The following is a 17,547-nucleotide window of genomic DNA, read 5'->3' on the forward strand; positions in this document are numbered from 1 at the left end:
GGGCGGTCGGAGGCGGTCAGCCGATCGGGTGCGCGCCTCGGCGTCGCCGGGACACCCCGTAGAGCACGCCGCCGGTGACGAGGAGCAGCGCCCCGAGACCGAGGGCGGACACCGGATCCGCGCCGGTGGACGCCAGCGCGGCCTTCTGCTCCGCGCTCAGCTCGCACTCCTCGCCGGAGGCGGTGCGCCCCACGTACGTGGTCTTCGTCGTCGTGCCGGACGAGTCCCCGACGGAGAACGTGAGCGTCGCGGTGTCGGACGCGGTGCCGCCGCTCTTCAGCGGGACGGACAGCGTGAACGTCACCTTGTACACGCCGGGCTCGGTGAACGCCCAGTTGGCGTGCACGTGCTGGTTCAGCGTGACCTCGGTGCTCTTGCCGAACCCGGGCATGGTGCCGAAGAACTTCGTCCCGACGCCGCCGAAGTTCCCGGTGCCGTAGACCCCGAGCCGGCCCGGTCCGTCGACCGCGTCGAGCCGGTAGGTGACCGGCCCGGCGGCCGCCTCGACGAGCGTCGGGTGCTGCGTGTTCCAGCCGAGCCACGGCACGCCGGACTCCTGGACCTGCCCGATCGACCAGATCGTCGACCCGGCCTCGCCGAGGAACGCGAAGGCCGAGCCGGCCGGGACCTCGTCCTGCGCCGTCTCGTCGAGGCGGAACGTCAGCGAAGCGGGATCGACCCAGCTCGCCGGCTGCTTGCGGTCGTCCTTCACGGTGGCCACGAGCTCGCCGTCCTCGACCCGCGAGCCGAAGTCGAAGTGCCCGTCGGTCACGCCGCCCGGCGCGGCCGTCCGGACCTGGCTCGTGACCGGCGTCGGGATGCACTGCTCGGGGGTCGGCGCACCGGCGCCCGCACCTCCCGAGCCGCCACCGGCCGCGTCACCACCGGCGCCGCCGCCCGGTCCGGGGGCGTCCGCGGGGGTCGCGACGAATGGCGCCCAGCCGACGAGGTCGCCGGAGGCCGAGTCGTAGATCGCAAGCTTGTGCTCGCCCGTCCCGACCGAGGTCGGGACGGTCACATCGACCGCACCACCCAGCGCCGAGGCGGTACCGGCGCTCGTGGGCTCGGAGTAGACGTACGCGACGACCTCCTGGCCGTCCGCGAGGGACGGCGACGTCGCGGTCACGTCGTCGCCCAGCGCGACCGAGGAGGCCGCGAGCTCGACGTCGCCGCGGTTGGCGTCGGTGAGCTCCGCGTCCGTGAGCGGCTCCCACGGCGGCACGTAGGCGCCGACCCGCACGTGGTAGTCCGCGGACTCGCCGGCGATCGTCCGCCCGTCCGCCGTCTTCAGGCTGGGCGTCACGGTCAGCCGGTAGTCCCCGACAGCCGTGAAGACCCAGTTGGTGTGCACGTGCGCGTTCGCCGTGACGGGGATGGTGCCGCGTGCGGACCGCGTCGTGTCGACGTACCGGTTCACCGGGTTGCCGAACGAGTCAGTCTGGAACGTGAACACGTCGCCGGGACCCTCGACAGCGACGTCGAGCGTCACGGGGCTGCCCGGTGCCGGCGTGATCCCCGTCCCCTCGAGGCTGCCGAGGAGCCGCTCCGTGCTCCAGCCGACCCACGGCAGGTACTCCTGCTGGTCGCCGCTCTGGGTGCCGACCCAGGCCTCGGTGCCGCCGTGCTCACCGAGGAACGACCACGCCCCCTCGGCCGCCGGGAGCCGCTGCACGCCGCGCTGGTCGGCGTACGCGATGGTCACGTCGGACGGCGAGCGGTACGCCGAGCGCGGCTCGTAGATCCGGGTGTCGTCCTTGACCGACAGCACGAGCTGCTCGCTCGCCGCGTCGTAGGTGGTCTCGAAGCCGTCGACGTGCCCGCGGTCGAGGACGAACGTGCGGTTCGGGTCGGACGGGTCCGTGCCCGGGTCGGGACCGGGGTCCGTGCCCGGGTCGGGACCGGGATCGGGGTCCGGCTGGCTCTCGCCGACCTGGAACGTGTACGTCTCCGTGTCGCTCGTCAGCTGCGTGCCGTCGGACAGCGAGCCCTTCGCGGTGACGCGCAGCGTGTAGGTGCCCTGCTCGGTAAAGCCCCAGCTCGTGTGGACGTGGGCACCGACGTCGACCGGGACCGCGTCAGGTCCGCCGTCGCCGCTGTCGAAGTGGATGCGCGGCGACCCGCCGAGCCCGCCGGCCCACGCGGAGACGCTGCCCGGGCCGTCGGCCTCGATCTCGTAGCGCAGGTCGGACGCCGTCACGCCCTCGGGCAGGCTCTTCTCGAGGCGCTCGGTGGTCCAGCCGGGCCAGGGCAGCCCCTCCGTCTGAGACGACGGCAGGACGAAGACCTCGTCGCCGGGCTCGCCGAGGAAGTCGTACCCGGCCGCGGGGACCGGCGTGGCCGCGAGCGCGGGGTCGACGGACACCGTCACGGCACCCGGGGCGCGGTCGACGGACCGGTTCGTGTGCTGCTGCGTGTCGTCGACGACGGCCAGCGTGAGCCGCCCGGCGTCGAGGTAGAGGTTGAACAGGTCGATGTGGCCCTCGCTGAGGACGACGGGCGTCTCGTCGAGGACGGGCGCCTCCCACGGCACCTCCCGCACCTCGGGGATCACGACCGGCTCGGACGTCGCGAGCTCGGCGCCCTGCGGGTCGAGCGCGACGACGCGCCACGCGACGCCCACCACGTTCTCGTTCGCGCGCAGGGACAGCTGGGCGTCGTCGAAGACGCTCGGGAAGAAGGGCGCGAACTCCGTCTCGTGGACCCCGCGCTGCTCCCAGCGGTACGTGGCACCGTCGACGGCGGGCTCGAGGACCGCGTCCAGGTAGATCGTGCTGTCGAGGGCGTACCACTCGTCGAGACCCGTGATCGTCACCGTGTGCGACGGCGGCGCCGGCCGGACGGCGAGCGTCGCCGGCTCCGACGTGCCTGCCGCGCGGTCGCCGTCGAGCAGGACGGCGCGCACGCGTGCACCGTCGTCCGCGAGCGAGACGACGCGCTCGTACGTGGCGCCGGTCGCGCCGTCGACCGGAACGAACTCGTCGCTCCCTGCGGCGGCGACCTCCCAGCGGTACGTCGCCAGCTCGGTCTGCGGGTCCTGCGTCGCCGTGAACGTGGCGGTCGCGCCCTCGACGTGCTCGGTCGCGTCGAGCGCGACGGACACCGAGGTCGTCACCGGCTCGGGCGCGCGCTCACCGATGCCGAAGTGGTAGGTGGCGGGGTCGCCGGTGATCGTGCCGTGCTCCGTGGTGGCGAGCGACGGCGTGACGACGAACGTGTAGTCGCCCTCGGCCGTGAAGATCCAGTTGGTGTGGACGTGGGCGTTCTGCGAGACCGGGATCGTCCCCCCGGCGGAGGTCGTCGTGTCGACGTAGCGGTTGATCGGCTCGCCGAACGACCCGTTCTGGAACGCGAAGACGTCGCCCGGGCCCTCGATGCGCACGTCGAGCGTGACCGGCTGGCCCGGCGCGGGCGTGATGCCGGTCCCCGCGAGCGTGCCCGGGAGCCGCTCGGTGCTCCACCCGACCCACGGCGCGTAGCCCTGTTCGCCGCCGCTCTGGGTGCCGAGCCACGCCTGCGTCCCGCCGTACTGGCCCAGGAAGGACCAGCCGCCGGTCGCCGGCGGCAGCGTCGCGACGAGGCGCTCGTCCTGGTAGGCGAAGGTCGTGGTCTCCGGCACGCGGTACGCGGCGCCGGACCCGTAGATACGGGTGTCGTCCTTGACGCTCAGGACGAGCTTGCCGCTCGTGGCGTCGTACGTGGTTTCGAAACCGTCGACGTGGCCGTGCGTGAGCACGAACTCGCGGTCGGGGACCGCGGCCGCCGCGGACGGCAGGGCGCCACCGAGCACGGGGACGAGGAACGACGCGAGCAGGGCGAGCACGCCCAGGGCGGCCGTCAGCGGCCTGCTGCGGGTGGTGAGTGACACGAGGTCTTCCTCTCTAGGCCGCACGGAGGCGGCTGCGGGGAGCCGGCGGCTCCGGACCGGGCACGGTCGCATCGGACTATATAGATCGGGAATCATTCTCATCAAGTCGCCGAAGAGGCCGGAGGCCGCACGTGGCGGCCTCCGGCCTCGTCCCCTCGCGGCGGCCGTCCGGCGCCGCGTCGCACGCCTCAGCCCTGGCGCGCCTTCCAGCGCGGGTTGAGCTTGTTGATGACGTACGTCTTGCCCCGGCGCCGCACGACCTTGGCGCCGGGCTTGTCCTTGAGCGAGCGCAGCGACGCGCGGACCTTCATCGCGCACCCCCGCCCTGCGTGCGCGTGCCGTAGCGCTGGCGGAACCGCTCGACGCGGCCGGCGGTGTCCACGACGCGCTGCGTGCCCGTGTAGAACGGGTGGCTCGCGCTCGAGATCTCGACGTCGACGACGGGGTAGGTGTTGCCGTCCTCCCACTCGATCGTCTCGCGCGGCACGCCGGGCCCGCCGGGGTGGTTGCCGACGAGGGTCGACCGGGTCAGGAACGCGAAGCCCGCGGACTTGTCGCGGAACACGACCCGCCCGTACTCCGGGTGGATGTCCTTCTTCATGGGTGTGCCTCCTCCGGCTCGACCTACCAGCTCGACTTGGTGACGCCCGGCAGCTCGCCGCGGTGCGCCATCTGACGCATCCGCACGCGCGAGAGGCCGAACCTGCGCAGGTAGCCGCGGGGGCGGCCGTCGGCGACGTCGCGGTTGCGCAGGCGTGTCGCGCTCGCGTCGCGCGGCTGACGCTGCAGCTCGGTGACGGCCGCGGCCTTCTCCTCCGGCGTCGCGGTCGTCGAGGCGACGACGCGCTTGAGCTCGGCGCGTCGCTCGGCGTACCGGGCGACGACCTCGCGCCGCTGCTCGTCGCGGGCGATCTTGGACTTCTTGGCCATCAGCGCTCCTCACGGAAGTCGACGTGCCGGCGCACGACGGGGTCGTACTTGCGCAGCACGAGCCGGTCGGGGTCGTTGCGACGGTTCTTGCGCGTCACGTAGGTGAACCCGGTGCCCGCGGTCGAGCGCATCTTGATGATCGGACGCAGGTCCTGGCGTGCCGCCATCAGACCTTCTCCCCCCTCGCCAGGATCTCGGCCACGACGACGTCGATCCCCTTGCGGTCGATGGTCTTGATCCCGCGTGCGCTGACGCGCAGCGTGACGTGGCGCCCGAGCGAGGCACCCAGTAGCGCTTCTTCTGGATGTTGGGGTCGAAGCGCCGCTTGGTCCGCACGTGCGAGTGCGAGACCGCGTGGCCGAACCCCGGCGAGGTGCCGAGCACCTGGCAGACGGCAGACATGGTCGTTCCTTCCTCCGGACCCGGCGAGACTAGGGAGTGAGAATCGTTCTCGTCAAGGTGTAGGGTGCAACGCGTCCGCCCGCCCGGATCTTCCCGCGGCCAGAACTGGAGCACCCGCATGACCACCCACCACCCGGACACGACCGACACCCGTACCCCGCTGAGCGTCCTCGCGACCGTCGACCCCGTGCTGAGGGACTCCGCCGTCTTCGGCCTCGTCATGGGCTCCCCCGGCGTCGTCGTCCTGCGCCACGACATCCGCGCGAGCGAGGGAGAGCTCCGCCGGGTCGTCGTCGACGCGACCGGCGTCGTCGAGGACGAGCGCGTCCCGCTCGAGCACGCGTGCCTGTCGTGCGCGGTCCGCGAGGACGCCGTCCCCACGCTGCGCCGCCTCGCCGAGGACGGCCGCTGGGACCACCTCGTGCTCGCCCTGCCGGTCGGCGCGGAGTCGCTGCCCGTCGCGCGGGCGCTGTCGGCCGCCACCACGCCGGGCGACCTGCTCGACCGGCTGCGGCTCGCGACCGTCGTCGCCGTCGCGGACGTCGACACGCTCGAGCACGACCTCCTCGACGACGACCTCGTCGACGAGCGCGGCATCGCGCTCACGGACGACGACCAGCGCGCCGTGGGCGAGGTGCTCGCCGCCCAGCTCGAGCACGCCGACCTCGTGGTCACGACGGGCGACCTCGCGGCGTCGGCCACCGGCTCCGGCCTCGTCGACCGGCTGCGCGGCGCCGGCACACGTCGCCTCGACGGCCTGCACGCGCTCGACGCCGCCGACCTCGCACGCGGCCACCACGACGCGGCCGCCGGCGAGCGCCGCGCCCACCCGCTCGGCGCACGCGGCGCCGGCCGCCCCGCCGACGTCGAGCACCGCCCCGGCGACCGGAGCTGGACGCTCGAGCTGCGCTCGTCGCGCCCGTTCGAGCCCGAACGCCTCCTGCGCCGCATCGAGGACCTCGGCACGGGCCGCCTGCGGTCGCGCGGAGTCTTCCACGTGGCGAACCGGCCGGACTCGCTGTGCGCGTGGGACGGCGCCGGCGGCCAGCTGTGCATCGGCGAGCTCGGCACGTGGGACGACGCGACGAACGCCGAGGGGGAGACCGTCCGGCCGCACACGCGCATCGTCATGGTGGGCTCCACGGAGCCCGACGCCGGGCCGGGGACGCAGGACGTGCGGGACCTGCTCCTCGCGGCGTTCCGCGACGTGCTCACGACGCCGGACGAGCTCGCCGACGGCGGGCTGCGCTGGCTCGGCCGGGACGACGTGCTGGCGCCGTGGCTCGGCGCACGCTCCGACGCGCTCTGACGCCGGCCCCTCGCCGCCCTCGCGAGGGCGAACCCGGGAATGACGAACCGGTGGCGGTCCGCCACCAGAGCTCCCCCCAGCTGAGCTCTCGTCGCGGACCGCCACGGTCCGGGCGCCGCCGCGTGACCCGTCGCGTCGGCGTTTCCCCCACTACCGAACGAGGGCGCGAGGCCGCGTTTCGTACGGCACCCTACAGTGACCTGCGTCACAGCTCATGGTTCACCCGCCGCGTCGGTCCATCCAGCGCGCCCGCGCCCACGCGCCGCCCGCACCCGCGAGCGCCGACACGCCCAGCACGACGGCGACGAGCGGCGCGAGCGGGGTCGGGGACCCCGCGGGCACGGTCGGCGCCCCGGTCGGTGCGGTCGGGGCGGTCGGTGCGGCGAGCGTGGCCGCCGTGGCGACGAAGGACGGCGCCGGGTGGGCACCGGACGGGTCGGTGTCGGTCCACGCGTGCGCCGCGCCCGACGGGCAGGACTGCTCCGCCGGGAGCACGAACGACTGGCCCACCTCGCCCGTGACCCGGACGTCGACCGTGAAGGCGGCACGCTCGCCGTCGGGCACGGGCTCGCCCTCCCAGCGCACGGCGTCGTCGGAGACCTCCGACGTCCACCCGTCGGGCTGCCCGGCGGCGAGCACCTCGACGCGTCCGGCATCGTGACGGCCAGCGCGTCGGTCGGCTCGCCGTCGCACCCGTGGTCGAACGTCAGCGTGAGGGTCGCCGTCCCGTCGCCGCGGGGCTCGACCGTCTCCACGATCACGTGCGCCGCCGCGGGGGTCGCCGCGAGGACGACACCCGTGACGGCGAGCCCGGTGGCCCCCAGCACCAGCCGGGCCCGGGCACCGAGCGGGGCGTGCGCCCGCCGAGCCGGTCGGGACCCGTGCGCGCCGCTCCTGCTGCGGGTCGTGCGACTCATGACGCCACCTCCACGGGGATCTCGACGATCGGGTTGTCGTACTTGGACGTGCGGACGCTCACGGAGACCGTCCAGGCCCCGGGCATCGGCAGGTCGAGCGTCGCCTCGTACGTCCCCGGTCCGGTCCGGGTCACCGGCCGGGTGAACGGTCCGAGCGCGGGCTCGGCGAGCCTCGTGGACAGCTCCGGGGCGTCGACCGGCTCGAGCGGCTCGCCGTCGGCGTCGAGCAGGACGAGCTCGAGCGCGTTGACCCCCACGGCGCCCGGCGTGACGCGGGCCCGGAGAGTGCCCTCGCCGAGCGGCCGGGTGACGTCCACGCCCACGGGCGTCGCCACGTCCGAGCCGGGCGGTGACCCGGCCTGCTCCGCGGCGTCCACGGGGCTGCGCGAGACGAGCAGCCCCGTCACCGCGAGGACGACGACGAGGAGTCCCGCCTCGGCCGCCACGGTCCGGCCGAGGCGACGGGAGACCTCGGCGTCGGCGCCCATCCCGACGACGCTCGTCGTCCGGCGGGCGGCCCGCGCCGCGAAGGACGGGACCAGCCGGTAGCGGTTCCACGCCGCGAGGGCGACGATCACCAGCGCGACGCCGACCTTGACGAGCAGCGTCTGGCCGTACGCCGTCGTGACGAGGGCGTCCACGGTGCCGAGAATCCGCCACCCGAGGACCACTCCGGTGACGGCGAGCGCGAGCACGACCCACGCCCCGAGCGCCGAGAAGCGCGTGACGGTCACCGCGGCACGCCGCGGGTCGACCTGCGCCGACGGGGCGAGGACGAGCACCAGCCCGACGACGCCGCCGAACCACACGGCCCCCGCGACCACGTGGAGGACGTCCGCCGCGACGACGAGCGGCGCGGGGCCGAAGGTGCGGGTGTGACCGACGAGCACGAGCGCGGAGAGCGCGAGCCCCGACGCGCCCAGCGCCACCCCCGCCGGCCACAGCGCCCGGCTCTCGCGCGCGGCCCGCGGCGCGAGGAGCGTCGCGCCGAGAAGCCCGGCGACCCCGAGCGCCGCCGCGACGCCGGTGTCCGACGTCAGTCCCTCCGTCCACGTCGATCCCTCGAGCAGGGCGTCAAGGCTGCGGCCGGCCTGCCACGCGGCCGTGAGCGGCACCCCGAGCGCGAGGCCGACCCCCGCGACCGCGAGCCCGAGCCTCCGGGCACGGTGCAGCCGGGAACGCAGCCGCGGCATCCCGCCGGGCGGCGCGGGCAGCACGAGGAGCTCGAGCACGACGAGGCCGGCGACGAGGAACGTGCCGAGGTAGACCGCGGTCTGGTCGACGGCGCGCGCGACCTCCACCCCGGCCGACGGCTCGGCCGCCGCCCCGGCGGCACCCGCCCCGACCGGCCCGCTCGGCGCGCCGACCGAGAAGGAGAAGGCACCGGCGACCGGGTGGCTGTCGAGCGAGACGACGCGCCAGCTCACGACGTAGGTGCCGTCCGCCAGCGGCTCGGCGGGCGTGACGACGAGCGCGGCGTCGCGGGCGGCGACGTCGACGGCGACCTCCGCGCCGTCGGCCGAGAGCAGCGTCGTGCCGGACTCGACGGCCCGCACGGGCTCGTTGAACGTGATGGTCAGGTCGTCGGGCGGCGCGTCGAGCACGGTGCCGTCCTCCGGGTCGGTCCCCAGGAGGACGGCGTGCGCCGCGGCCGGCCCGCCCGCGAGGACCGCGAGGAGGAGCGCGGCCGCGGCGACGACGACGGCCAGCGCCGGCGCCCGGTGCGGGACCGGGCGCCGGGCCGTTCTCGTCATCGGACCGTCAGCCCTGGGCGCGGCGCGAGCGCGCGAACGCGATCGCCCCGAGCGCGAGGCCGGCGGCGCCCAGAGCGAGGGCGATCCACGAGACGACGGGCGTGGCCGCGTCGTCCGAGGCCGCGTCCGCCGACGCGTCGTCCTGCGTCGCGCTCTCCGCGGCGACCTCTTCCGCCTCCGCGTCCTCCGTCTCCGACGCCGCAGCATCGGTAGAGGTGTCGGACGAGGTGAGGACGAACGACGCGCCGGTGACTCGAGGTCGTCGCTGGTCTGGCCCTCCGCGGGGATCTCGACCCACGCGGTCTCCCCCTCCTCGCAGGTCTGGACCGTCGGGAAGTCGAGCGTCTCGCCCGCGGCGTCGGGCAGCTTGAGGGACAGCTCGAAGGAGTCGCGGTAGCCGTTCGGGACCGGGGTCTTCGCCGTGTACACGACCTCGGCGACCCGCTCCGTGTACTCGCCGCCGTGCCCGTCGTCGACGGGCGTCTCGAGGTCCTGCATGACCTTCTCGACGTCCCAGCCGGGGTGGACGGCGGGCGCGACGGAGATGACCTGCTCGGGCATCTGGATCGCGATCTCGGTGGTCGCCGACTCGCCGCACCCGTGCCCGAACGCGAACGTCAGGACGGTGTAGGAGTCGGCCGTCGTGACGCTCGGGGTGACGGTGACGTGGGCGGACGCCACGGTCGCGCCGGTGGCGACGAGACCGGTGGCGAGGGCGGCGACAGCGGTGGCGCGCAGGGACTTTCGCATGGGAGTGCCTTTCAGGGAGGTGGGGATGGTTCGGTTCGGGACGAAGGAGTCGGTCGGGGACGGGTCGGTCGATCGCGAGGGCGGGGAGCGCCCCGGCTCGCCCCGCCTACGCGGGCGCACCGAGGAGCCCCTGTCCGAGGTACTCGCCGTCCCGCGCACCCGGCGGGACGGCGAAGACGGCGGACCCGACCGGCGTCGTCCACTCGTTGAGCAGGTCGAGCTCGTCGAGCCGCCGCTGGATCGGGACGAACTGGCGATCGACGTCGGCCTGGAACGTGACGAACAGGAGGCCCGAGTCGGAGAGCGCGCCGGCCGGCGGCGGGTCGTCGTAGTTGTACGCGCGGCGGAGGAACCGCTGCTCGGGGTCGTCGGTGCGCGAGCGCCGGATGTGCGCGAACGACCCGATGACCTCGAACCCGTTCGGGCCCTTCGCGTCGAGGTCGGGCTCGTCGTGCTCGCGGGTCCCGGTGAGCGGGGCGCCCGTGTCCAGGCGCCGGCCCACGGCCTCCTCGCGGCCCGAGCGGTCCAGCTCGTCCCACGTGTCGAGGTCGATCGCGATGCGCCGCACGACCATCGACGTGCCGCCCGCGAGCCAGCCGCGCGACGTGTCCGCGTGCCACACGAGGTCGGGGTCGACCGCCGGGTCGAGGTTGCGGGTGCCGTCGACCTGCCCCATGAGGTTGCGCATCGTCGTGCCGGGACGCTCGGTGCCGGGCGACCGGCGGAACCCGCGCTGCACCCAGCGCACCGTGGTGAACGTCCGTGCTTCCTTCACGAGCAGGCGCACCGCGTGCGCGACGGTCACCTCGTCGTCGGCGCAGACCTGCAGGAGGAGGTCGCCGTCGTTCCAGCGGTCCTCGAGCCGGTCGACGCCGAAGGGGGGCAGCGGGCGCAGCCACGTCGGACGCCGGTCCTCCAGACCCGCTGCGGTGAACACCGCGGGCCCGTAGCCGAGCGTCACGGTCAGCCGGGCGGGCACGGCCGCGAGCTCGGGCTCGGTGTCCGTCAGCCCCGGGCGCCCGGCCATGAGCCGCTGGACGTCGTCCGTCCAGATGCCCATGAGCCGCACGAGCGCCTCGCGGTCCACCCCGTCGACGAGGTCGAGCGCGACGAACGCCGCGAACGACTGCGGGACGGTGTCGACCCCTGGTTGCCGCACCCCGCGGAACGCGACCGTCGCCCGGCCCGCGGCGTCGGGCGGCTCGGGTACCGGGCGCGGCTCGGCGGCCGCGGCGTCCCACGCCGAACGCCCGCCGACGGCCAGGGCGGCGCCGCCGAGCGCGGCGGCACCACCCTGGAGGAACGCGCGGCGCGAGGCCCCGCGCGAGGCCTTCTCCGTTCCCCTCACGAGTCCGCGTGCTCGCCGTCGTCCTGGCCGGAGTCCCCGGAGCCGTGACCGGCGCCGTCGTCCGCGTCCTCCATGCCCTCCATGCCCTCCATGTCACCGCCGTCGCCGTGGTACTCCTCGTTGGCGCCGGAGAACGAGCGCGCCGGGGCGGTGAACTCGAACGTCGAGCCGTCCTCGGCCGTGAGGGTCACGGCGACCTCGTCACCCGGCTGCACCGGCGTCGTGAGGTCCATGAACATGAGGTGGTCACCGCCGGGCGACAGCTCGTGCGAGCCGCCCGCCTCGAGGACGAACCCGCCCGCCTTCTGCTGCATGACCATCGCGCCGTCGTCGCCGGTCGCCATCTCGTGGAGCTCCATGGACGACGTCACCTCGCTCGTCGCGGAGACGATGCGGACGTCGGTGTCGGAGCCGTTCTCGAGCGTGCCGAACGCGGCGGTCATGCCCGCGTCGGCGGCCTTGACCCACGGGTCGGCGATGGTGAGCGCCGCGGCCTCGGTCGTCTCGGGCGCCGCCGCGGCGGTGTCGCCGCCGGCGTCGGCGGTGCCCGTCGAGCACGCGCCGAGCGCGGCGGCGAGGGAGAGGGCGCCGACGCCGGCCAGGAGGCGGGCGCGCGGCGAGGTGCGGATCGGGGTGGGGATCGTGGTCATCGTGGTGTCCTTCGGGTTCGTCACGTAGGGGGAGGCGCGGTGCGGGGCGCTCATGCGGCGGCCTCGGCCGCGCGGCGTGCGCGTGCGGCCAGCAGCAGGTCGACGAGCAGGAAGACCGCGAGCGGGATGCCGAACAGCGGGAGGAACCAGCCGACGACGGCCGCGAGCGCCAGGACGGTGAGCGAGAGCCACAGCGGGGCGCGGCGCAGCGCTCCGCGCGGGACCGCCGGGCCGGGGAGCCGGGTCGCGGACCGCGTGGGTCGTCGCTGCCACCACATCCGGTAACCGAGGACGATCAGCGTGATGAGACCGATCGCTACGACCGCGAGGGCGAGCTGGTTCCAGATCCCGAACAGCAGGCCCATGTGCGCGTCGATGCCCCAGCGCGTGAGCTTCGCCGCCGCGGGCTGGTCGGCGAAGTCGATCCGGTCCACGACCGCGCCGGTGGCGCCGTCGACGGCGATCGCGTCCTGCTGCGACGGCCAGGAGCGCTTGTGCTCCTTGACGACCCACGCCTGCCCGTCCTCGGCCGGGGGCGTGATCTGCAGGGGGTTCTCGCGCAGCCCCTCGGCGCGGGCGACCGCCAGCACGCCGTTGATCCCGACGCCGGCGGTGAGGACGTCGTCGGACGACGGGCCCGCCCCGCCCCCGTGGCCGGCGTGCTCGCCGGACGCGGCGGGTGCCGACGCGCCCGGCAGGGCGGTGTCGACCGTGGGCGTGCCCCAGGACAGGGCGCTGCGCAGCTCGCCGATGTTCGCCCCGGCGTTCGCCGACCAGGTGAGGCCGGTCGCGGAGAGGCCGAGCAGCCCGAGCACGATCACCGTGCCGACGGCGCCGTGCCAGGACAGCACCCGCTTGCGGACGCTCTTCGCGCGCACCTCGGGCACGACGAGGCGCCGGGCCTTGCGCGTGCGGGCGACGCGGGCGATCCACATCGCGAGACCGCCGAGCGCGACGACCCACAGCCACGACGCGGCCAGCTCGGAGTACCAGCGCCCGGCCTCGCCCAGGTGGAGGTTGCGATGCAGGTCGTCGACCCACGCCCGCACGGGCAGCCAGCTCCCGTACGTCGCGAGGTCGCCACGCACCTCGAGCGTGTAGGGGTCGACGAACACGGTGCGCGTGTATCCCTCGGGAACGTCGTCGGCCGCGAGGACGACCCGGGTCGTGCCGTCCTCGGACGACGGGGGCACGACCTGCGTCACCGTGCCCTCGGGGTGCGCGTCGCGGGCGGCGGCGAGCTGCTCGTCGAGCGCGTGGGTCGAGGTGCCGACCTCGTCGACGAACAGCTCGTGGCGGTGCACGATCGGCTCGAGGGTCGGGGTCGCGGTGTACATCAGGCCGGTCACGGCGGCGACCAGCAGGAACGGGCCGACGAGGATGCCGGCGTAGAAGTGCAGCCGGTGCAGCAGCGGGCGCACGGACTCCCACAGTCCCGGCCGGGAGGGCGGGGGCAGGTCGGTGCCGCTCGGTGCCGCGTCGGGCTCGGTGGGCGGACGGACGGGGATGTTCTCGCTGGTGCGAGGGGTCACGGAAGTCATCGGGGGTGTCCTTCGAGGCAGCACACGGCGTCGCGGGGACGCGGACGACGCGTTCGACGGGCACGTCGACGTGCCCGTCACTCGGCGAGCCGCGTGCACGGGAAGAGGGCAGCGTCCGGCCCCGCCCGCGCGCCGCGCCCTGGTGGCGCGGTGGTGTCGCTAGGCGAAGGCCGGCGAGGACACCGGAGGACCGCGTCGCGAGACGACGGTGCGGGCAGCGCGCGCCAGCGGGGGAAGGATCCGCGGCGCGCACGGCACGTCGGCGCGCCGCGGGGTCGGGACGGGCAGCTCAGCCCCGAGCAGGACGGGCAGCAGGCCGGTCCACAGCGCGAGCGCGAGGGTGGCGGCGCGCTCGCTCGCCGCGAGGGCGGCGGCCGTGACGACGACGGCGGCGGCGTGGGCGGCGAGCATGGCGGGACCGACGGCGTGCGCGGCGTGCGCGTGCTCGGCGGCCACGGTCGCGAGCGCCCCGCCGTCAGCCGCCGGGACGGCGTGGGCAGCGTGGCCACCCCACCCAGGGGCGGACGCGTGCCCCGGCGAGCCGAGCGGCAGCGCGGCGGCGCGCCGGGCGCGTCCGGCGGCACGGCGAGGAGCGCGATCCCGTGGTGCAGGACGACCTGCACCAGGGCGAGGAACGGCACCTGGACCAGGACGCGCGAGCGCACGCGCGCGACGAGGGTGGCGAGCGCGACGGTGAGGGCGGCGAGCGCGGCGAGGCCCGCTCCGTCGGGCAGGGCGCCGCCCGCCGAGGCGTGCGCGCCCGCGGCGACGGTGAGCGACGTCGTCGCGAGCACGACGCCACGCACGCGCGGGCGACGTGCTGCGGCAGGCCGCGTCCCGCCGTGTCGTCGTGCTGCCGGTGCGCGCTCATGCCCGGCGCGCCTCCGCGTCGGCGCCGCACCGCAGCCGCGGCGTCGTCCTCGTCGTGGTCGTCATCGACCTGCCTTCCCACCCTGCCGGGGCGCCACGTCGCACCCCTGGTCCGGTTCCCGGCGAACGTACCGGGACTTCTGGCACACGTCAATCAAAAGTTGCCCGTTCATCGCGATTGCTCGTCGCGCCGCGCGAGCTCCGCGAGCCGGGCGTTGTACGCCGCGAGCTCCGCCTCGCCGTCCCGGTCCGCCTGGCGGTCCCGACGGCGGGCGGTGCGCTCGTCGTCGCGCGTCCACTGGACGGCCACGATGATCGCCGCGACGACGACCGGGAGCTCGCCGGCCCCCCAGGCGACCGACCCGCCCACGGCCTGGTCGGCGAGCAGCGCCTCGGTGTCGGTGTACTGCATCGCCGTCCACCAGTCCGCGGCGAGCAGCTGCTGGTCGGCCATGACCGCGACGCCGAAGAACGCGTGGAACGCCATGGTCACGAGCAGCACGAGGAGGCGGATCGGGTAGGCGACGCGCGCCGGGCCGGGGTCGACGCCGAGGATCACCCAGAAGAACAGGTAGCCGCTGAGCAGGAAGTGCACCTGCATGAGCAGGTGCCCGGGGTGCTCGAACAGCGCGTACTCGAACCAGCCCGTGTAGTAGAACGCGACGAGGCTGCCTGCGAAGATCACGCCCGCCACGGGCGGGCGGGTCAGGAACCGCGAGTACCGCGAGTGCACGACGACGAGGATCCACTCGCGCGCCCCGCGGGAGTGGTCCCGGCGGGCCGGCAGGGCGCGCAGCGCGAGGCTGACGGGCGCGCCGAGCGCGAGGGCAGCGGCACGAACATCATGAGCGCCATGTGCTGGACCATGTGCGTCGAGAAGTGCACCGACCCGTACACGCCGGCGCCGCCGCTCGTCGCCCACGCCAGCGCGACGCAGCCGAGCAGCCACATCACCGTGCGGCCCGCGGGCCACCGGTCGCCGCGGCGGCGCAGCCGCACGACGGCCGCGACGTACAGCCCCGCGAGGCACGCCGCGATCCCCAGGAAGAGCCAGTCGGGATGGAACGACGTGATCATCCGCGACAGCGACACCGGCTCCGGGTAGGGGAACCCGAGCAGCGAGTGGCGCACGTCGTACGTCACCGGGTCCTGCGGCACCGGCGGGGCGGACCGCGACAGCGCGACGGACGCGCCGAACGTCGCCGCCATGACGACGACCTCGCCGACGGCCAGCCGCGCGAACGCCCGCCCGCCGCCGGGCCCGTCCAGCCGCGGGATCACCCGTCGTCGCTGCACCCAGCCGGCGACCCCGAGGAGCACGAGCGCCACGACCTTGCCCGTCAGCAGCAGGCCGTAGGACGTCGTGACGAGGTCGGCCGGCGACCCGAGACGCAGCGACGCGTTGACGACGCCGGAGAACGCCGCGCCGGCGAAGCACCAGGCGGCGACGACGGAGTAGCGCGCCACGACCGCGGGCAGCGCGGTGCGCACGCGCGGGCGCAGGAGGACGAGACCGGCGAGACCGCCCACCCACACCGTCACCGCGACGAGGTGCACGAGCAGGCTGTTCACGGCGTTGAGGTGCTCGTCGGAGCCGGCGGCGTGCCCCGACAGCGCGACGGGGAGCAGGGCCGCGAGCGCGAGCACCGCCGCCGCGCCGACCCGGCCCACGCGCCGCGCCCCGGCCGACGTCACGAGCGCCGCGGCGACGAGCAGCGCCGAGACGGACAGGAACTGGCCGAGCTCGATGCCGGTGGCGTAGTAGCGCACCTGCGCCCAGAAGCCGGGTTCGGTGGGTGCCATGCCGACGCTGTTGCCCGTGGTCAGCACGATGACGGCGACGGCGGCCGCGAGCCAGACGGCGGCCGCGCGCGTGGCCCAGCGGGTCGCCGTCCACTGCGCGTACGAGACCGCGCCGGGCAGGCGGCCCTGGCCGGGCAGGACCGCCGCGGCGAGGACGAGCAGGCCGAGGGTCAGGGCGGCGGCGCCGTCGTGCACGACGCGCGCCACCGGGAGCCCGAAGCGCACGACCGCGCCCGGGTCCATGAGCAGGCGCGGCGCGAGCTCGCCGGTGAGGGCGACCCCGGCGATCGCGACGACGACGGCGAGCGGGAGGCACGCGAGCAGCACGAGCTCGGCGGGGCGCAGCGACGGCAGTTGGAAGCCGTCCACCTGCACGTCGGGCCGCGCGTCGGGGGTCGTGCCGGGCGCGGGGTCAGAGGTGGCCCTGGGAGGCCCCGTGTCGGGGCGGGAGTCGGTGGTCATGACGTCTCCTGGTCGCACGGGATCCCGGACGGCGCGCGCGCCGCCCGGTCCCGAGCCGGTCCGTCAGTCCTGGGGGCTGCGGGGCGCCCGTCGGGCCGTCACCGCGGCGGCGCAGCACGAGGACCGTCACGACGCCGGCCACGACGACGAGGGCGACGACGATGCCGAGGACGAGCGGCAGGGCGCTGCCGCCCTCCTCGGCCTCGCCGGCCGCGGCCCCGTCGGCCGTGAGGTCGTCGGCAGGGGTCGTGGCGTCGGCGGCGGACGAGCTCGCGTCGGCCGACGGTCCGGCCGACGCCGTCGCGTCGTCGGTGGCGTCGTCGCCGGTGTCCTCGGCGGCCGGCGGCGCGGCCTGTGCCGGCTCGGCCACGGCGAAGCCGAACGTCCCCTCGATGGGGTGCCCGTCCGAGGAGACGACGCGCCACGCGACGGTGTAGGAGTCGCCGCCGAGGGTGGCGGTGTCGAGCGGCAGGGTCGCCGTCGGACCGGCGATCGTCGGGGCGCCCTCCGCGACGACCGTCCCGGCGGAGTCGGTGACGACCACCTGCGGCTCGACCTCGAGCGGCTCCGTGTTGAACGTCAGCGTGATCGCCCCGGGGGGTGCGTCGAGCTGGGCGCCGTCGGCGGGCTCGGAGCCCGTGAGGCGGTCGTGGGCGTGCGCGGGCGTGGCGGCGACGACCGCGAGCACCGCCGTCAGCCCGAGCGCGCAGAGCGCGGCGAGCAGGGCGGTGAGCAGCGCGGGGGCGGGCCGGCGGGCGGCGACGGCGCGCGTCCGGGCGGGTCGTGCCGCGGTCGCGGGTCGTGCGGGGTGCGTGGGTCGTGCAGCGGGCATGGGGAGAGCTCCGTCCGGGGTCGCGGCGAGCCGCGGCGTCGCCCCTGGCCGGCGCGGGCCGGCGTGCCTCGTCGGGGGTCGCGCTCGCGCGCGGGTGGGGCAGGTCAGACGTGA

13 protein-coding genes and 2 pseudogenes are annotated in these 17,547 nt (G+C 75.4%); 1 reads left to right on the forward strand and 14 read right to left on the reverse strand.

Annotated elements, in window-relative coordinates; translation table 11 throughout:
- Positions 1–16: 16 nt before the first annotated feature.
- The 6 genes and pseudogenes from BJF88_RS09300 to rpmB form a co-directional block, all read right to left on the reverse strand.
- On the reverse strand, positions 17–3,865 hold the full coding sequence (locus tag BJF88_RS09300; RefSeq protein ID WP_075828587.1) for a TIGR03773 family transporter-associated surface protein: 3,849 nt from the start codon (positions 3,863–3,865) through the stop codon (positions 17–19).
- A 188-nt stretch (positions 3,866–4,053) separates the two neighbouring features.
- A complete protein-coding gene (gene ykgO, locus BJF88_RS09305) occupies positions 4,054–4,176 on the reverse strand; it encodes a type B 50S ribosomal protein L36 (protein ID WP_069387640.1) in 123 nt (40 codons plus the stop codon).
- Entirely contained in the window at positions 4,173–4,466 is a 294-nt protein-coding gene (locus BJF88_RS09310; RefSeq protein WP_075828588.1) for a type B 50S ribosomal protein L31, read from the reverse strand. The genes ykgO and BJF88_RS09310 overlap by 4 nt, the downstream gene beginning before the upstream one ends.
- 23 nt (positions 4,467–4,489) lie before the next feature.
- A complete protein-coding gene (gene rpsN, locus BJF88_RS09315) occupies positions 4,490–4,795 on the reverse strand; it encodes a 30S ribosomal protein S14 (RefSeq protein WP_075828589.1) in 306 nt (101 codons plus the stop codon).
- The gene (gene rpmG / locus BJF88_RS09320; RefSeq protein ID WP_075828590.1) at positions 4,795–4,962 is read right to left on the reverse strand and encodes a 50S ribosomal protein L33; all 168 of its coding nucleotides are present in this window, start codon (positions 4,960–4,962) and stop codon (positions 4,795–4,797) included. The genes rpsN and rpmG overlap by 1 nt, the downstream gene beginning before the upstream one ends.
- Positions 4,962–5,197: pseudogene (gene rpmB, locus BJF88_RS09325) on the reverse strand (50S ribosomal protein L28). Before rpmB ends, rpmG begins: the two are co-directional and overlap by 1 nt.
- A gap of 118 nt (positions 5,198–5,315) precedes the next feature.
- Between rpmB and BJF88_RS09330 the strand changes: the two are divergent.
- On the forward strand, positions 5,316–6,506 hold the full coding sequence (locus BJF88_RS09330; RefSeq protein ID WP_075828591.1) for a GTP-binding protein: 1,191 nt from the start codon (positions 5,316–5,318) through the stop codon (positions 6,504–6,506).
- Positions 6,507–6,725: 219 nt separating this feature from the next.
- Here BJF88_RS09330 and BJF88_RS09335 read toward each other — a convergent pair whose 3' ends face one another.
- From BJF88_RS09335 to BJF88_RS09370, 8 genes and pseudogenes are all read right to left on the reverse strand, one after another.
- A complete protein-coding gene (locus BJF88_RS09335) occupies positions 6,726–7,145 on the reverse strand; it encodes a DUF1775 domain-containing protein (protein ID WP_075828592.1) in 420 nt (139 codons plus the stop codon).
- 274 nt (positions 7,146–7,419) lie between these two features.
- On the reverse strand, positions 7,420–9,927 hold the full coding sequence (locus tag BJF88_RS09340) for a DUF1775 domain-containing protein (protein WP_075828593.1): 2,508 nt from the start codon (positions 9,925–9,927) through the stop codon (positions 7,420–7,422).
- A 106-nt stretch (positions 9,928–10,033) separates the two neighbouring features.
- Positions 10,034–11,275, reverse strand: coding sequence for a Dyp-type peroxidase (locus BJF88_RS09345; RefSeq protein WP_075828594.1), 1,242 nt, complete (start codon positions 11,273–11,275; stop codon positions 10,034–10,036).
- Positions 11,272–11,979, reverse strand: coding sequence for a copper chaperone PCu(A)C (locus BJF88_RS09350; RefSeq protein ID WP_075828595.1), 708 nt, complete (start codon positions 11,977–11,979; stop codon positions 11,272–11,274). Before BJF88_RS09350 ends, BJF88_RS09345 begins: the two co-directional genes overlap by 4 nt.
- On the reverse strand, positions 11,976–13,466 hold the full coding sequence (locus tag BJF88_RS09355; RefSeq protein WP_075828596.1) for a PepSY domain-containing protein: 1,491 nt from the start codon (positions 13,464–13,466) through the stop codon (positions 11,976–11,978). The genes BJF88_RS09350 and BJF88_RS09355 overlap by 4 nt, the downstream gene beginning before the upstream one ends.
- Before the next feature lie 159 nt (positions 13,467–13,625).
- Positions 13,626–13,922, reverse strand: a complete 297-nt coding sequence (locus BJF88_RS09360; RefSeq protein WP_075828597.1) for a hypothetical protein — start codon at positions 13,920–13,922, stop codon at positions 13,626–13,628.
- 583 nt (positions 13,923–14,505) lie between these two features.
- A pseudogene (locus BJF88_RS09365) lies at positions 14,506–16,601 on the reverse strand (cytochrome c oxidase assembly protein).
- Positions 16,552–17,433 carry a copper resistance CopC family protein gene (locus BJF88_RS09370; RefSeq protein ID WP_075828598.1) on the reverse strand — a complete coding sequence of 294 codons (882 nt, stop codon included), beginning with the start codon at positions 17,431–17,433 and terminating at the stop codon, positions 16,552–16,554. Before BJF88_RS09370 ends, BJF88_RS09365 begins: the two are co-directional and overlap by 50 nt.
- Positions 17,434–17,547: the final 114 nt, after the last annotated feature.

This window comes from Cellulosimicrobium sp. CUA-896 (assembly GCF_001942335.1).
In the GTDB taxonomy this organism is placed as follows: domain Bacteria; phylum Actinomycetota; class Actinomycetes; order Actinomycetales; family Cellulomonadaceae; genus Cellulosimicrobium.